The organism is Rhizobium mesoamericanum STM3625, assembly GCF_000312665.1.
Classification (GTDB): domain Bacteria; phylum Pseudomonadota; class Alphaproteobacteria; order Rhizobiales; family Rhizobiaceae; genus Rhizobium; species Rhizobium mesoamericanum.
Genome location: NZ_HF536773.1, coordinates 925468 through 939729 on the forward strand (window position 1 = coordinate 925468; position 14262 = coordinate 939729).

General features: G+C 58.0%; 12 protein-coding genes and 1 pseudogene. 11 read left to right on the forward strand and 2 right to left on the reverse strand.

Annotation, left to right across the window (positions count from 1 at the left end):
- The 3 genes and pseudogenes from BN77_RS34250 to BN77_RS24530 form a co-directional block, all read left to right on the forward strand.
- A pseudogene (locus BN77_RS34250) lies at positions 1 to 190 on the forward strand (hypothetical protein); the annotation flags it as partial.
- A gap of 147 nt (positions 191 to 337) precedes the next feature.
- A complete protein-coding gene (locus BN77_RS24525; protein ID WP_007537168.1) occupies positions 338 to 1555 on the forward strand; it encodes an alpha/beta hydrolase in 1218 nt (405 codons plus the stop codon).
- A 10-nt stretch (positions 1556 to 1565) separates the two neighbouring features.
- The gene (locus BN77_RS24530) at positions 1566 to 3500 is read left to right on the forward strand and encodes a mechanosensitive ion channel family protein (RefSeq protein ID WP_007537170.1); all 1935 of its coding nucleotides are present in this window, start codon (positions 1566 to 1568) and stop codon (positions 3498 to 3500) included.
- Between the two features lie 627 nt (positions 3501 to 4127).
- On the opposite strand, the gene BN77_RS24540 is transcribed toward BN77_RS24530, so the two are convergent.
- Positions 4128 to 5396, reverse strand: coding sequence for a DUF892 family protein (locus tag BN77_RS24540; protein ID WP_007537175.1), 1269 nt, complete (start codon positions 5394 to 5396; stop codon positions 4128 to 4130).
- A 479-nt stretch (positions 5397 to 5875) separates the two neighbouring features.
- Here BN77_RS24540 and BN77_RS24545 point away from each other — a divergent pair, with 479 nt between their 5' ends.
- The 6 genes from BN77_RS24545 (at position 5876) to BN77_RS24570 (ending at position 11355) form a co-directional block, all read left to right on the forward strand.
- Positions 5876 to 6355: an Hsp20 family protein gene (locus BN77_RS24545; RefSeq protein ID WP_007537178.1), complete on the forward strand. Its 480-nt coding sequence runs from the start codon at positions 5876 to 5878 to the stop codon at positions 6353 to 6355.
- A gap of 95 nt (positions 6356 to 6450) precedes the next feature.
- Positions 6451 to 6954, forward strand: a complete 504-nt coding sequence (locus BN77_RS24550; protein ID WP_007537180.1) for an Hsp20/alpha crystallin family protein — start codon at positions 6451 to 6453, stop codon at positions 6952 to 6954.
- 71 nt (positions 6955 to 7025) lie between these two features.
- Complete coding sequence (locus tag BN77_RS24555) at positions 7026 to 7538, forward strand: NADH dehydrogenase ubiquinone Fe-S protein 4 (RefSeq protein ID WP_007537182.1); 513 nt, start codon at positions 7026 to 7028, stop codon at positions 7536 to 7538.
- Entirely contained in the window at positions 7535 to 7951 is a 417-nt protein-coding gene (locus BN77_RS24560; protein ID WP_040678421.1) for a hypothetical protein, read from the forward strand. Before BN77_RS24555 ends, BN77_RS24560 begins: the two co-directional genes overlap by 4 nt.
- Positions 7952 to 8030: 79 nt before the next feature.
- Positions 8031 to 9125, forward strand: a complete 1095-nt coding sequence (locus BN77_RS24565) for a glycosyltransferase family 4 protein (protein ID WP_007537186.1) — start codon at positions 8031 to 8033, stop codon at positions 9123 to 9125.
- 16 nt (positions 9126 to 9141) lie between these two features.
- On the forward strand, positions 9142 to 11355 hold the full coding sequence (locus tag BN77_RS24570; RefSeq protein WP_007537188.1) for an amylo-alpha-1,6-glucosidase: 2214 nt from the start codon (positions 9142 to 9144) through the stop codon (positions 11353 to 11355).
- Between the two features lie 369 nt (positions 11356 to 11724).
- Here BN77_RS24570 and BN77_RS24575 read toward each other — a convergent pair whose 3' ends face one another.
- Positions 11725 to 12180: a hypothetical protein gene (locus BN77_RS24575; RefSeq protein WP_007537190.1), complete on the reverse strand. Its 456-nt coding sequence runs from the start codon at positions 12178 to 12180 to the stop codon at positions 11725 to 11727.
- 443 nt (positions 12181 to 12623) lie between these two features.
- Between BN77_RS24575 and BN77_RS24580 the strand changes: the two genes are divergently transcribed.
- Entirely contained in the window at positions 12624 to 12959 is a 336-nt protein-coding gene (locus tag BN77_RS24580) for a helix-turn-helix domain-containing protein (RefSeq protein ID WP_007537192.1), read from the forward strand.
- On the forward strand, positions 12952 to 14199 hold the full coding sequence (locus BN77_RS24585; protein ID WP_007537194.1) for a type II toxin-antitoxin system HipA family toxin: 1248 nt from the start codon (positions 12952 to 12954) through the stop codon (positions 14197 to 14199). Before BN77_RS24580 ends, BN77_RS24585 begins: the two co-directional genes overlap by 8 nt.
- Positions 14200 to 14262 lie beyond the last annotated feature (63 nt).

Sequence of the window (14262 nt, forward strand, 5' to 3'; positions counted from 1 at the left end):
ATCCGGAAAGATCGACCAGGCCAGAAGCGAACTCGATCGGCTTGATGCGAAGGCCCCGACGCTTATGCCGATGGTCGAGCGTGAGATTTCTATGCGTCTGGCCCGTCCAGAAGACCAGGAGCGCGTTCTTGCAGGGCTGCGGGCTGCAGGAGCCGCGATCGATCGGGTTCAGCCGACATTAATGAACTAGCCGTTGGCATTTTCAGGCGTGATAATTTCGCACCACGGGCGCGTCCATCCGCACAGATGTTACGCGATGTTACGGGCCTCGTCTCACGCCACCTGCTAGCGTCCAGCGTTGATAAGCCCCTCCCTGGGCGATTGCTGGAATGCGGGCATGGTGAAACGTAGTATCCCTCTTCTTCTCCTCCTTTTGACAAGTTGCGGACATCCCGACGGCGTGATGACGCCGGTTGCAGTCTCGGCGTCCACTCCTGCGACCTCCAAGGTAGAGATGTTGGTTGCAACTACGCGCGAGCCGTCTGGAGACCCGGCGACGCTATTTAATGGAGAGCGCAGCTCCAAACCCCATCTGACGCAAATTTCGGTCTCGCTTCCTCCGAAGCGCGAGGCAGGCACCGTGCAGTGGCCGAAGCGTCTCCCGCCTAACCCGGCAACAGATTTCGCCGTAACAAATGTCCAGCAGATTGACACTGTCGCGCAGGGGCGGGAATGGTTCGGGCAGCATGTGAACGGTGGACATGCGCTGGTGTTCGTTCACGGCTTCAACAACACCTACGAGGATTCTGTCTTCCGGCTGGCGCAGATCGTGCACGACAGCAAGATGGAGGCGACGCCCGTCCTGTTCACATGGCCATCGAGAGCCGAGTTAACGGCCTACGAATACGACAAAGAGAGCACGAATTATTCGCGGACAGGATTGGAGCAGGCTTTGCGCACCCTGGCCGCGGACCCCAATGTCAAGGACATCACCATCATGGCTCACTCGATGGGAACCTGGCTTGCCATGGAATCGCTCCGGCAGATGGGGATACGCGATGGCCACGTGAATTCGAAGATTCATAATGTGATCCTCGCTTCTCCTGATATCGACATCCAGGTCTTCGCCAAGCAATTTGTGGAGATGGGCGAGCCACGTCCGAAGTTCACGATCTTCGTGTCTCAGGATGACAAGGCTCTCGCGGTCTCGAGCTTTATTACCGGTCGGGTCTCCCGTCTAGGCGCGATTAACCCGACCGAAGAGCCCTACCGTTCGAAGCTTGAAAAGGCGGGCATCACCGCGATCGATCTGACGAAGGTGAAGACCGAGGATGGGCTCAATCACGGCAAGTTTGCCGAAAGCCCGGAGATCGTCCAACTTATCGGCCAGCGCCTTATGACTGGCCAGACACTCACCGATTCGAAGGTTACACTTGGCCAGGGCATCACCGCTGTAGTTGGAGGTACCGTAACGAACATCGGGACTGTTGCTGCGACGGCCGTCGCGGTTCCGGCCACGATCATCGAACAGCCGCCTCTCGCAAAAAGAAGGAAACCGCTGCCGGCCGACGAAACACTCGGTGGTGATCTAAAGCCGCAGACGCTCACGCAGTAGGAGGTTTATCATGAAGGGGTTTTTGTCTCTCGTCGCCGGACTTTTCTTCGCCTTCAATGCCCTCGCGCAAGCGCCGACGGCCGCGGCCCCACCGGAGAAGATCAACGAACTCGTGCGCCTCCTTCAGGATCCGGATGTGCAGACATGGCTCAAGGACCGGAAAGAGGCCGGCCCATCGAGCCCTGCCTCATCGACAGATAGCCCGAATTTGGCGAAATTGGAGTCTGCCACACGGACGCGCGTTCACGAAATCATTACTGCGATACCTTCAATTCCGGCGGAAGTGGCCGCGGCCGCTATGAGAGCACGGCAGGATGCCATAAGCAGGGGTTATGCACCCGTCTTCGTCATATTCGGCGGACTGGTCGCACTTGGTCTTTTCGCCGAGGGACTATACCGCAGACTGATCTCGCAGCATCAGACGCTCCCGGGACGGTTGGCCCCGGTGGGCATCTTCGCAGGCGCGATGGCGATTGTATTCTTCGCGGTAGAATGGCCGCCTCTCGCCCGCGTCACTTTGCTTGCCTATCTCTCCGCATTCATTCTGTTTCGCCTGGCAGTCGTATGCTTGTCAGCAGCCGATATCGCGGCGTCGTTGCGCGCAAGATTGATTGTCCTCGTCGGTATCGCTTGTTTGGCTATTGCGACCGCTGCTGTTGGCGAACCCCTTGGAGTTCCACCGCTCGTGACGGCTGCGATCAGTTATTGCTTCTCCGTCATCGGGCTACTTTTCGGAATCGAGGCTGTGTGGGCGACGTCGCAGCGGCCTCGACCGTGGAAAGCCGCTGTGTCAGTCTTTCTCGTCACGTTGTGGCTTATCTGGTGCCTCAATATGAGAGGGCTTTTCTGGATCGGCATCTATTTGCTTGTCCTGCCGGCGATGCTCAACACCGTTGGGCGCGCGGCAGCGTCCTTCGTAAGCGATTCCGGTAGCCTCCGTGGTGTCTTGGTCGTTCGGAGCGCACGCGCTGCGGTGATCTGCCTCGCCGTCGGTTGGCTGGCACTTGTTTGGCAATTCAATCCGGACACAGTGGGTCAGCGCAATCCGACCATCGCTGCCTTGTTCTATGGCGGCCTGAAGAGTGTTCTGATCCTCGTGGTTGCGGATTTGCTTTGGCAACTGGCCAGAGGCTGGATCGACCGAACATTACGCACAGCAACCGACACGACATCCCTTGCGCCTGCCGATGCCGCCCGGCGGGCGCGGTTCCGCACGCTTTTGCCGATCTTCCGCAATGCTTTAGCTGTCGTCGTTGCGGTCATGGCAGCCCTCGTCGTGTTGGCGCAGATGGGTGTGCAGATCGGGCCATTGATCGCGGGCGCCGGCATCTTCGGCGTGGCCATTGGTTTTGGCTCGCAGACTCTCGTCAAGGACGTCATCAGCGGTGTGTTCTACATGCTGGATGACGCTTTTCGCGTTGGGGAATACATCCAGGCCAAGGATTACAAAGGAACCGTCGAGGGTTTCAGCCTGCGATCGGTGCGGCTTCGCCATCATCGCGGACCGGTCTTCACGGTGCCATTCGGCGAACTGGGAGCTGTCCAGAACATGAGCCGCGATTGGGTTATTGACAAGTTCAGGATCACCGTCGGCTTCAATACCGATATCGAGAAGGCCCGCAAGCTGACCAAGAAGGTTGGAGCAGAACTCAAGGAGGACGCGGAACTGGGGCCACTCTTCATCGAGCCCTTGAAGATGAAGGGCGTCGAGGAATTCGCCGACTACGGCATTGTGTTGAGTTTTGCGATGACTACCGTTCCTGGCATGCAGACCTACATCCGTCGCAAAGCCTACGCCAAGATCCGTGAGTTGTTTCTGGCAAACGGAATTACGTTTGCGCAGCCGACTGTGCAGGTCGGAGGTGACGAGAAGGACGGTGGAGGCGCGGCCGCGGCCGCGCAGGCTATCCGGGCCCAGCAGGCAGGTTCTGCGTCGCCGGCATGACTATTCGACATCGACGTGGTTATGGTCAGGCAATTGGCGCTAGGTAGGCGCACGTAATGAACCTCCAATCAAAATAACCGGGGCACAACCAGGTTGTTCGTGTCCTTCGACCAGAATAGGCAACCGGCTGCCGAGCTTTCCAAAAGCAGATTGGTCCTGGACGCCAGTTGGAACTTGCATCTGATCGCGCGTGGTTCTTCCTCGCTATAACAAGCAGGGGAAAGCCGCAGGTTTCCAGCGCCATTCATAGATTCTGGGCTAGTCTTCCAAGAAATAAGATTGCCATCACCGTTCCAATTTTGAGCCAAAGACTCGTGGAACGCCGCGCCCTATTCTCGGTGGCCCTCAACACAGATGAAATCCCATTGCGCAGTTCGGCCACCTGCTTCCAAAGCCTTTCTATCTCCTCCTCTATGGGAACTTGAGAGGAACCAGGTCCCAGATCAGGACCGGTCGATTCGATGTCATTCAGGTACTCTTCCAATTGGGCTTTCGATTCGAAACCATGGGCACGTATGTTTGTCATCGCCTCACCTTAGTTCTGTCGTCTGATTCTTGATTGCGCACGGCGGGAGCGCGTCGCCCTCTCGCCGCAAGGTCTGAAAACCGATTGATTGCCGAGATCACTTACGCAACGGCGAGTGGCATGCGAGCAACCGACATCAGCGGCTGCGAGACCTGATCCAGCAATTGACCGGCATTCTGTTCTTCGCCCAGCGACAGCGTAAGAAGGTGGGCAATCTGCGGCTGCGAAAGCTGCAGCGCCAAGTTCCGGACCGTCATGTAGGCAGCGATTTCATAGTGTTCGACGCGCAAAGCCGCCCCAATCAGGGCGATATCAGCCGACGCATCATCCTTCTTCTTCGCTTCGCTCATCACTTCCTCACCCTCTTCGATGAGGCCGGCCATACCCTTGCACGGCTTCACACGAGCAGGTGCGCCCAAGATTTTGAGACATTCGGTAAGGCGTTCCGCCTGGACTTCAGTCTCATGGAGATGAGTTTGCAGCAGCGTCTGCAACTGCCTCGAGCGCGCGGCCTTTTCCATCTTGGGCAGAGCCTTTAGGAGCTGCTTTTCCGCGTGCAACAGATCTCGCAGTTGGTCAATCAGCACCTCCTGGATTGCCTTCGATCCTTCAAGGGGCGCACTTTGCGCGTGGATAGCTGCTCCCTCAACCTTGCCAGGCTTCATGCCCTGAAACGCTGGAGCCTCGACGAATTCCCACTGCTCGCCTTCATTCCAGGCGCCGCGCGTATCGACCTCTCCGTGATCCCCCTCTCCGGTCGAGTCGTTGAAGTACTGATTGACAAGTTTCGGCGTCGGCGCGATCGCACCAACGCTGAGGGGCGGCTTACCCATGGTCTCCAGAGCAAGCGAAAATGCACGCATATGTGTGATTTCGCGGGTCATCAGAAACTGAAGCGCGTCCTTCGTGCCAGGATCGCGGCAGAAATCAATCAGGCGCTCGTAGACGATCTTGGCGCGGGCCTCAGCGGCAATGTTGCTGCGCAAGTCGACATCAAGCTCGCCGGTGATCTTCAGATAGTCCGCAGTCCATGGATTGCCCATGGAATTGAACAGATTGATTCCACCACCGCCGGCAATGGCAATCAGAGGGTCAACCTCTGCTTCCTCTCTCACGGATTTCAGAGGTTTAAGGTGCAAGCGGGCAAGGGTACCGACAATTTCAAGGTGGCTGAGCTCTTCAGTCCCGATGTCCATGAGCAGATCCTTGCGGCCCGGGTCCTCGCAGTTCATGCCTTGGATCGAATATTGCATGGCAGCTGCCAGTTCGCCATTTGCCCCGCCGAACTGTTCGAGCAACATGTTGCCGAATTTTGGATCCGGTTCGTCGACCCGGACGGTGTACATGAGTTTCTTGACGTGATGATACATGACATCCTCGCTGAACAAAGAACTTCGGCTAACACGCAAATGTTCTGAAGGTTCCTGCGAAGCTGCTCATTCTACCTGACGTGTTCGGAAAATGACCAGGGCAAGCCAAAGATCCTCATCCATGTCACAAAATGGGAACATAATTGGGAAGCTCGCGACGCCTTCAATTTGCGGCGCGTTTTGTGAACCGGCGCACCTGAAATACACGAGCCGACTGGAAGGAATTCGGCCGCGTTTACATGCGAAACATTCCTTCATCAGGGCCGTGTCAAACTGTTGGTCATGAAGTCCGGCGGCCTTGCGGACCTTCGAAATTAGAAATTACGCGATCGGCGCCAGCCCCTCTTGAACCGTCACTTCGAGTAACTAAATCGTTTGTTGCCGGACGCCCAAACGGGGCCGGTACGTTGAGCAGACGCCGGGATGTCTTTGAACTCGGCGCTGTCTCGTATCCATGTTGCTTCAAGGAGGATGTGGCTATGAGAACCACCAATTTCGATTTCTCGCCCCTGTTTCGGTCGAGCATTGGCTTTGACCGAATGTTGAATGCCCTCGAGGCTGCGAGCCGTGCCGAGACGATGGACGATTGGCCGCCGTACAACATCGCCAAGACCAGCGATGATGACTACCGAATCACGATGGCGGTTGCAGGCTTCTCGCAAGACGAACTCGATCTTACGCAGAACCAGAACATGCTGATCGTCTCCGGTCAAAAGGCAAATGCTGAAGACGGCGAATACCTACATCACGGTATTGGCGGTCAAGCATTTCAGCGTCGCTTCGAGCTTGCCGACCATGTCAAGATCATGGGCGCAAGCCTCGTCAACGGTCTGCTGACCATCGATTTGAAGCGTGAACTTCCCGAAGAGATGAAGCCACACCGGATCGCGATCTCAACCGATTCGGCTCTGCCGGAAAGTGAGACCAAGCGGATCGACACGGCAAACCAGGCGGCCTGAAACCTTCCCGCCAGTGCATAGTTCGAACAAGGTGCCGGGGTGTGTCCCCGGCGCCATCGCAGACATGTCTATAAGAACGAGAAGGAGAAAAACCCATGAGTGTCCGTGATCTTATCCCCTGGGGTCGCAATGACGGCAACCAGGCACCCAGTCTCTACCGCGACAGCGATCGGGATCCATTCCTGGCGTTGCATCGCGAAGTAAACCGGCTGTTTGATGACGTCTTCCGCGGATTTGGTTCCGCTCTGCCTTCGGTTGGCGCAACCAGCGCATTCGGCGCCGGCTGGCCTAACATCGAGATCTCCGACAGCGACAAGGAGATCAAGGTGACAGCCGAGGTGGCCGGCCTCGAAGAAAAAGACATCGAGATCTTGCTGAACGATGGTGTGTTGACGCTGAAAGGGCAGAAGAACTCCGAGACCGAGAACAAACAGTTCTCGGAGCGCTTTTACGGTCGCTTCGAGCGCCGTATTCCCCTCGGCGTCGACGTCGAGGAAGACAAGGTGGAGGCCCTGTTCAAGAATGGCGTCCTGACCGTCACGCTACCCAAAACCGAGAAGGCGCAGTCGCAGCTAAAGCGTATCGCCATCAAGACCTGAGGAGAACAATTGACTGGGCCGCCGGTCAGCGGCGGCCCCTGCCATCCTTCGCCAATAAAGAGGGATGAACAATGGACAATATCAGCGAGACATATAGCACAGGCACGGCCCCCAATTCAGGTTTACGGCCCTCAAATGACAATCGGCGGGAAGCTCTGTTTTTGGAGCGCTCGCCGTTTCCAGAGGATGCGGTCGCTCGCATTTTCAAACCGCCGCGCTCGGTGACGACGTCGGGGGCCGCGCGGACCAGAGCTTGGCACCTTGTCTTCGAAGTCCGCACCCCACCCTTCATCGAGCCGTTGATGGGTTATACGGGCAGTGCCGACACGCTCACACAGCTCAAACTGGAGTTCCCAACCCTTCAGTCCGCTGTGCGCTATGCGGAAAGCAAAGGGTTGAGTTATGTCGTGCAGCGCCAGCCCAGCCGAACCGCTCGTCAGTCAATCCAAAGAGCCGACCGGCTGACGGAATTGCCGTCCCATTCCGATAGCACGCCAGAGCGCCTCGCTCTTGTCGCGCCCGCTTGCACGCAACATCGAACAAGACACGTTCCAACGGTCAAGATCAATGGAGCAACACCATGAGAAAGGAAGGCATCAGCAATTCAATACCGCAGGAAGCCATGGCCGCTATCAATGCCGGTCATCTGCTTCGCCCAGGCGAACATTTCCATCACCCGCGGGACGTCATTGCGGCCGAAAACATCGGCAAGGACGAAAAGCGGGCTATTCTGGCTTCATGGGCGTCCGACATCTTTGCCGTCGAGTCCACGCCTGCGCTTCGGCTCTATCCGGGAACCGATAAAGCCGCTTCTTATGATGAAATTCTCGAGGCGTTGAAGTTGTTGGACGGCGCGCATGAACCGTCACAGCAATGCTCTTCGGTGTCGCCCGTTCGCAAGACTCAACGTCGACGAGCGCGGGCACGGCCGTTCGGCGGATTTGGTCTCTGCAGCTACAGAAGAGGAGACCGACACCGACACCCATTCGAAAGCTGACCCCGGTTCGAACAAACCCGTGCCAACGAAAGGCATGATTTTTACCGACGACTCTTGCTCAATCGAGGAGGTTTTGCCGATGAAGATCGCTCAGATCGCACCGCTCGCCGAAAGCGTTCCGCCCAAGCTCTATGGAGGAACAGAGCGGATTGTCTCCTATCTCACCGAAGAACTTGTCGCGCAGGGCCACGACGTCACGCTCTTTGCCAGCGCAGACTCCGTCAGCGACGCAACACTGGTGCCCTGCTCGGACGTTGCACTTCGCCTTAATCCCGCAGTCCAGGATCAGCTCCCGCATCAGCTCGTAATGCTTGAGGAAATTCGCCGGCGCGCACATGAGTTCGACGTGCTGCATTTCCACATCGATCTGTTGCATTTTCCGTTGATCCGGGATTTTGCCGATCGCACGCTCACGACCTTGCACGGTCGTCTTGATCTGCCGGATCTCAGGCCCTTCTACAAGACCTTTGCCGATATCCCGTTGGTGTCGATCTCCAACGACCAGCGCCGACCGATGCCACCGGTTAATTGGGCAGGGACGGTCTATCACGGCATTCCGGCCGATCTCCTCCCCTTCACCGCCAAACCGCAAGGCAACTATCTTGCCTTCCTCGGCCGCATCTCCCCGGAAAAACGACCGGATCGCGCCATCAAGATTGCGGCCAAACTTGGCATTACTCTGAAGATCGCCGCCAAGATCGATAATGCGGACAAGGCCTATTGGGAAGCCGTTATCAAGCCGATGGTGGAGAGTCATTCCAACGTCGAGTTCATCGGCGAGATCAACGAGCAGCAGAAAGCAGCATTCCTTGGAAACGCGGGAGCCTTGCTTTTCCCGATCGATTGGCCCGAGCCGTTCGGACTGGTGATGATCGAGGCAATGGCTTGCGGCACACCGGTCATTGCCTTCGGCTGCGGATCGGTTCCGGAGGTGATTGACTGCGGCGTCTCCGGCATTGTGGTTGACAGCGTCACCGAGGCGGTCGAGAACGTCGAATGGGCGCTTCGGTTAGATCGCCGCAAAGTGCGAGCAACATTCGAGAAGCGCTTCACTGCGGAACGGATGGCGCGCGACTACCTCAACATCTACCGCAAGCTTCCGGGTGTTCGTACAAAAGCCGCGCCACGTCGCCGGTCGAACGGACAAGCAGTCGGACTTCAGGTCGTCGCCTGAGTTTTGAGGAGGAGCAATGTCGGTCGCTTCTGCAAACCCCAATTCATCCCCCGCATCGACAGGTCTGGCGCGGCCCGTCGCTCAGTTTTTCATCCCGGCCGCCGCCTCATTGCAGGAGCGCCGGCCGCGCACCCTTAAGCACGGCGATACATTCACCGTCTTCGATCACAATGGCGACGTGCTTTTCGGGCCAGGTAGCCCGGAAGGGCTTTTTCATCGCGACACCCGATATCTCTCGCATTTCTATCTGACCATCAATCGCCAGCGACCAATGCTGTTGTCGTCGAGCTTGCGCGACGACAACGCAACGCTCACCTGCGATCTCACCAATCCCGATCTCTTTGATGACAAGGATAGGCTTGTCCTCGGCCACGATCTCATTCACCTGCGTCGGTCTCGCTTTCTCTGGAATGGTCACTGCCACGAACGATTGACGGCAAAGAACTACGACGACCGGCCGCACCGAATTCGAATTGAGATCGCTTTTGAAGCCGATTTCGCCGATCTGTTCGAAGTCCGGGGCACGGTAAGAAGCAAGAGAGGACGTCATCTGTCGCCTGTCGTCAAACAGGACTATGTCCTTCTCTCCTATATCGGTCTCGACGATCGGACGCGATCGACCCGGCTTTCATTCGATCCAAAGCCGGACGAACTTGGCAGCAACCATATCAGTTATGATCTCGATCTTGCGCCGCATCAGTCCCGATCTTTGTTCATCGAGATTGGCTGCTACGAGGGCGAGCCCAAAAAACCCGGGGACCATCGATCCTTTTTCCTTGCGCTGCGAGACGCACGCAGAGCCTTACGCGCTTCCAGCTCACGTGCGGCTTCGATCGATACATCCAACGAAATCTTCAACGAGATGGCCCGTCGCAGCATCTCCGACCTCTACATGCTGATAACAGACAAATCGGAAGGCCCGTATCCTTATGCCGGTATCCCATGGTTCAGCACAGTCTTTGGCCGCGACGCGCTCATAACCGCGCTCGAGACGCTCTGGCTGGACCCTGCGATTGCCCGCGGTGTTCTGAGGCATCTCGCGGCAAATCAGGCAACGGAGATCGATCCCGCCGCTGACGCCGAACCGGGGAAAATCCTGCACGAGGTTCGCTGCGGTGAGATGGCCGAACTTGGTGAAGTTCCCTTCCGGCGCTACTACGGGAGCATCGATTCCACACCACTCTTTGTGATTCTGGCTGGCGAATATCTCAAGCGCACCGGTGATCTTTCGAGCATCTATCCTCTTCTGGCGCATCTGGAGGCCGCCCTTACGTGGATCGACGAGTATGGCGATCGAGACGGTGACGGCTTCGTAGAGTATGGTCGACTGACCGACGAGGGCCTCATCAACCAAGCGTGGAAGGACAGCCGAGATTCCGTCTTTCATGCGGACGGGACTTTGGCTCAGGGACCGATTGCCATCGCCGAGGTACAGGCATATGTCTACGGCGCTTGGCAAGCGGCGGCTGAAATATTCCGGCAGATTAATCGTCCAGAACGCGCAGCAAACCTCCTGGCGCGGGCGGAGGGCCTGCGACGATCCTTCGATGCCGCCTTTTTCGACGAGGAACTCGGCACTTACGTGCTGGCTCTCGATGGCGACAAGCAACCCTGCCGGGTTCGCTCCTCAAATGCCGGCCACGCCCTGTTCACCGGCATAGCCTATCCCGAACGGGCGGCACAGGTCGCCCGTGGCCTGATGAGTGCATCATTTTTTTGCGGATGGGGCATTCGCACGGTCGCCTCGACGGAGGCACGCTACAATCCCATGAGCTATCACAATGGGTCGATATGGCCGCACGACAATGCCCTGATCGCCAGCGGTCTTGCACGTTATGGTTTTCGAGCCGATGCCGCTCGGATCTTTGAGGGGTTGTTTGCCGCCTCAACCTACATCGATCTGCGGCGACTCCCCGAACTGTTTTGTGGACTGCCGCGTCAGCGCGCGCAAGGGCCGACCTTCTATCCCGTCGCCTGTTCACCGCAAGCCTGGGCGGCGGCAGCGCCACTGTTGTTGCTACAATGCTGCCTCGGTCTCGATTTCGAACCAAACGCATTGCAGATCAGCCTCAATCAACCACAGCTTCCATCCTTCCTAGACGAGGTGGTCTTGCAGCATATGTTGATTGGTGACGGGTCAGCCGATGTTGCGATCCGCCGTTCCGGCCGCCAAGTGGTGGTCGATGTCGTTTGCCGAAGGGGTGATGTACGCGTCCTCACGAGGGCATAGCAGGTGAACCTGCTGACCGTTTGTTCCCTGGCCCATCTTCAGGCTGGCCACCCTGCAGCCGCCTGGATGTGAAGTATCCTGGTTGGCGACAGGACTTCAAGTCCGCCTCGCCTTGTCGCGGCGGCCTACGGAGCGATGAAGCCAACCAAACCTTTGCCGCAATATCGAACCGCAGTCTTAGCTCGGCTTCCGTCATCCTTGCGCCAATTGCCGCGGAGATCGTCCTTGGCCATTGCTGGTCAAGCTCTGGCTGCCGAGAAAATCGGTCCGAAGCGACACGCGGCAGTTAAGCCCCAAACATTTACAGCTGAAGAGTACGCGCAGGCCGTATGTATTTCATGAAGCCTGTCACTTGCACTCACTTTGGAACTAACGATCAGTTTGAACCGGCAGGATCGTATTGACCGAAACGGTTCCTTGAAGCACACCCCGTTTCACGTCACGCCTGCCCCTGTCAATTTCCACAACCGAATAGAGTTTGTCGTCGCGAAAGGCACTGGCATTGGATGTGGTGACATCTTCTGCGGGCGCCGCGTCGACTTCCATAAAGTCAAGCTCTCGGCTTGATGCAACGATGCGCGCGTCCCCAGCTGTGCGGGCTGCCACGACGATAATGCCGTGATTGGTAGCATTGCCCCATCTTGGATCCTGCGGGGCGGCGAGCGGCTCAAGACGATAGATGTTTAGCATTTCCCCGTCAGCAGTCTCGAAGGCCTCGGATGCTGCGTCACGCCTTTGAGCTTGACTCTCAACTGACCTGCCAAAGGTTGTCCGGCTTGTCGCATTGTTCGGGTCATCACCCCCGGCTTTGGAAACATTGGACATCGTCTTTTCTCCGTTTAAGTTGGATAACAGCGACATGAGCTTTCAGTTCCCAATCATTGCGGCAGATCACCACATTGCGGGGCTTCAGACGAATTGCTCGCTGCCCTGACCCCGTCCCCTATGCCATCCCGTCTTGGAAGTTCAGACCAAGAGATGCGTCACTTCCGAGATCGCGCGAAGGATATCTGCTCGAATGAACTCCGCCCACATCGGAGAAATCTTTAGGAATTTATTACCAATGGGCTGAGGTTTGTGTTTCCTAGGTGGGGCTCATGCAACGGGGATCCCCAACGACGTTTGGCGCGCCGATGCTCCAGCAGCTTCTCGCCGGCGGCGGGACCCTAAAACGTGTGGCCCGCCGCCGACCTACGCTCCGACTCCAGCTTGGAAAATTGTAAACTTCGTGCTACATATTTAGCGAATTTGTAGTTTGATGGTGACAAATGCCTACTCCACATACCCCTCCAGCGGCCGTTCGCCGCGCGCTGCGGAAGCTTGGCGCGGATATCCACGACGCCCGCCGGCGCCGCAAGCTGCCTATGGCGGTCGTGGCTGAGCGCGCTTTCACATCTCGCTCGACTCTGCAAAAGGTCGAAGCCGGCGATACTAATGTCAGCATCGGTATCTATGCCGGCGTCCTCCAGGCCCTCGGTCTGCTCGAAGGTCTGGGCAAAGTGGCCGACATCAGCAACGACAGCGTCGGACAGGTGCTGGCCAGTGCCGATCTGCCCAAGCACGTTCATCTAAAGCGGCCAACCGGATCGTCCCGCGATGGCTGACTTCGAGGTACATATCGATCTGCATGGCAGCATGCGCCGGATAGGATTGGCGAGAGGCAATCGCGTCCGCGGCGCAGAAACAATTCTCTTCGAGTACGACGTTGCATGGCTTGAGGATCCGGACCGCTTCTCGCTGGAGCCTGCCCTTGCACTGACGCGTGGCGCCTTCGCTCCTCCTGCCGGACTGGCGACCTTCGGCTCGATCGGCGACTCGGCGCCGGATACCTGGGGCCGCCGCCTTATGCAGCGCGCCGAGCGTCGCCTAGCCGAACGCGAGAGCCGCGCCCTTCGTACACTCGCGGAAAGCGACTACCTGCTCGGGGTCGCAGATGCGACGCGACTCGGTGCGCTCCGGTTCCGCTGGGTTGGCGATGAGACCTTCCAGGCGCCGATAGGGGCCGACGTTCCGGCCATGATTGACCTTGGCCGCCTGCTTCAGATCACTGAGCGGATTCTTCGGGACGAGGAGACCGACGAAGACCTTCAACTAATCTTCGCGCCCGGCTCCTCCCTTGGCGGTGCGCGGCCGAAGGCCTCGGTCATCGATCAACATGGCCATCTCTCCATCGCCAAATTTCCGAAGGAGACCGACAGCTACAGCATGGAAACCTGGGAGGAGATCGCGCTGCGGCTGGCCGGCCAAGCCGGCATCGCCACTCCGCAACACGAACTTGTCGAAGTCGCTGGCAAGGCGGTGATGCTATCGCGGCGCTTCGATCGCGATGGCGTAATCCGCGTTCCGTTCCTGTCCGCAATGGCGATGATGGCCGCCAAGGATGGCGACCGTGGCAGCTACCCCGAGATCGTCGACGCCCTGGCCCGGCATGGCGCGCAGGGAAAGACGGACGCCCACGCGCTCTATCGGCGCGTCGTCTTCAATGTGCTGATCTCCAATGTCGACGATCATCTGCGCAACCACGGCTTCCTCTGGCTCGGCAAAGCTGGATGGTCCCTCTCGCCTGTTTACGACCTCAATCCAGTGCCGACCGATCTCAAGGCGCGCGTGCTGACGACAAACATAGATCTCGACGAGGGTACCTGCTCGCTCGATCTGCTCGAACACGCGTCGCAGTATTTCGGGCTCACCCTGACGCGGGCCCGCGCGATCATCAAAGAAGTCGCGACGGTGACCGCGACGTGGCGCGAGACCGCCAAGGCAGTTGGCGCCCGGTCGGCCGAAATAACCCGCATGGCCAGCGCTTTCGAGCACGACGATCTCACACGGGCGCTGGCGCTATGACGAGGAAGTCCCCTCACAGCTTTTAGCCAGCGACAGCGACCCATCGCTTCACCGTCGATTTGG

Coding starts and splice junctions, on each gene's coding strand:
- BN77_RS24525 (WP_007537168.1), top strand. CDS start 338: ATGGTGAAACGTAGTATCCCTCTTCTTCTCCTCCTTTTGACAAGTTGC.
- BN77_RS24530 (WP_007537170.1), top strand. CDS start 1,566: ATGAAGGGGTTTTTGTCTCTCGTCGCCGGACTTTTCTTCGCCTTCAAT.
- BN77_RS24540 (WP_007537175.1), bottom strand. CDS start 5,396: ATGTATCATCACGTCAAGAAACTCATGTACACCGTCCGGGTCGACGAA.
- BN77_RS24545 (WP_007537178.1), top strand. CDS start 5,876: ATGAGAACCACCAATTTCGATTTCTCGCCCCTGTTTCGGTCGAGCATT.
- BN77_RS24550 (WP_007537180.1), top strand. CDS start 6,451: ATGAGTGTCCGTGATCTTATCCCCTGGGGTCGCAATGACGGCAACCAG.
- BN77_RS24555 (WP_007537182.1), top strand. CDS start 7,026: ATGGACAATATCAGCGAGACATATAGCACAGGCACGGCCCCCAATTCA.
- BN77_RS24560 (WP_040678421.1), top strand. CDS start 7,535: ATGAGAAAGGAAGGCATCAGCAATTCAATACCGCAGGAAGCCATGGCC.
- BN77_RS24565 (WP_007537186.1), top strand. CDS start 8,031: ATGAAGATCGCTCAGATCGCACCGCTCGCCGAAAGCGTTCCGCCCAAG.
- BN77_RS24570 (WP_007537188.1), top strand. CDS start 9,142: ATGTCGGTCGCTTCTGCAAACCCCAATTCATCCCCCGCATCGACAGGT.
- BN77_RS24575 (WP_007537190.1), bottom strand. CDS start 12,180: ATGTCCAATGTTTCCAAAGCCGGGGGTGATGACCCGAACAATGCGACA.
- BN77_RS24580 (WP_007537192.1), top strand. CDS start 12,624: ATGCCTACTCCACATACCCCTCCAGCGGCCGTTCGCCGCGCGCTGCGG.
- BN77_RS24585 (WP_007537194.1), top strand. CDS start 12,952: ATGGCTGACTTCGAGGTACATATCGATCTGCATGGCAGCATGCGCCGG.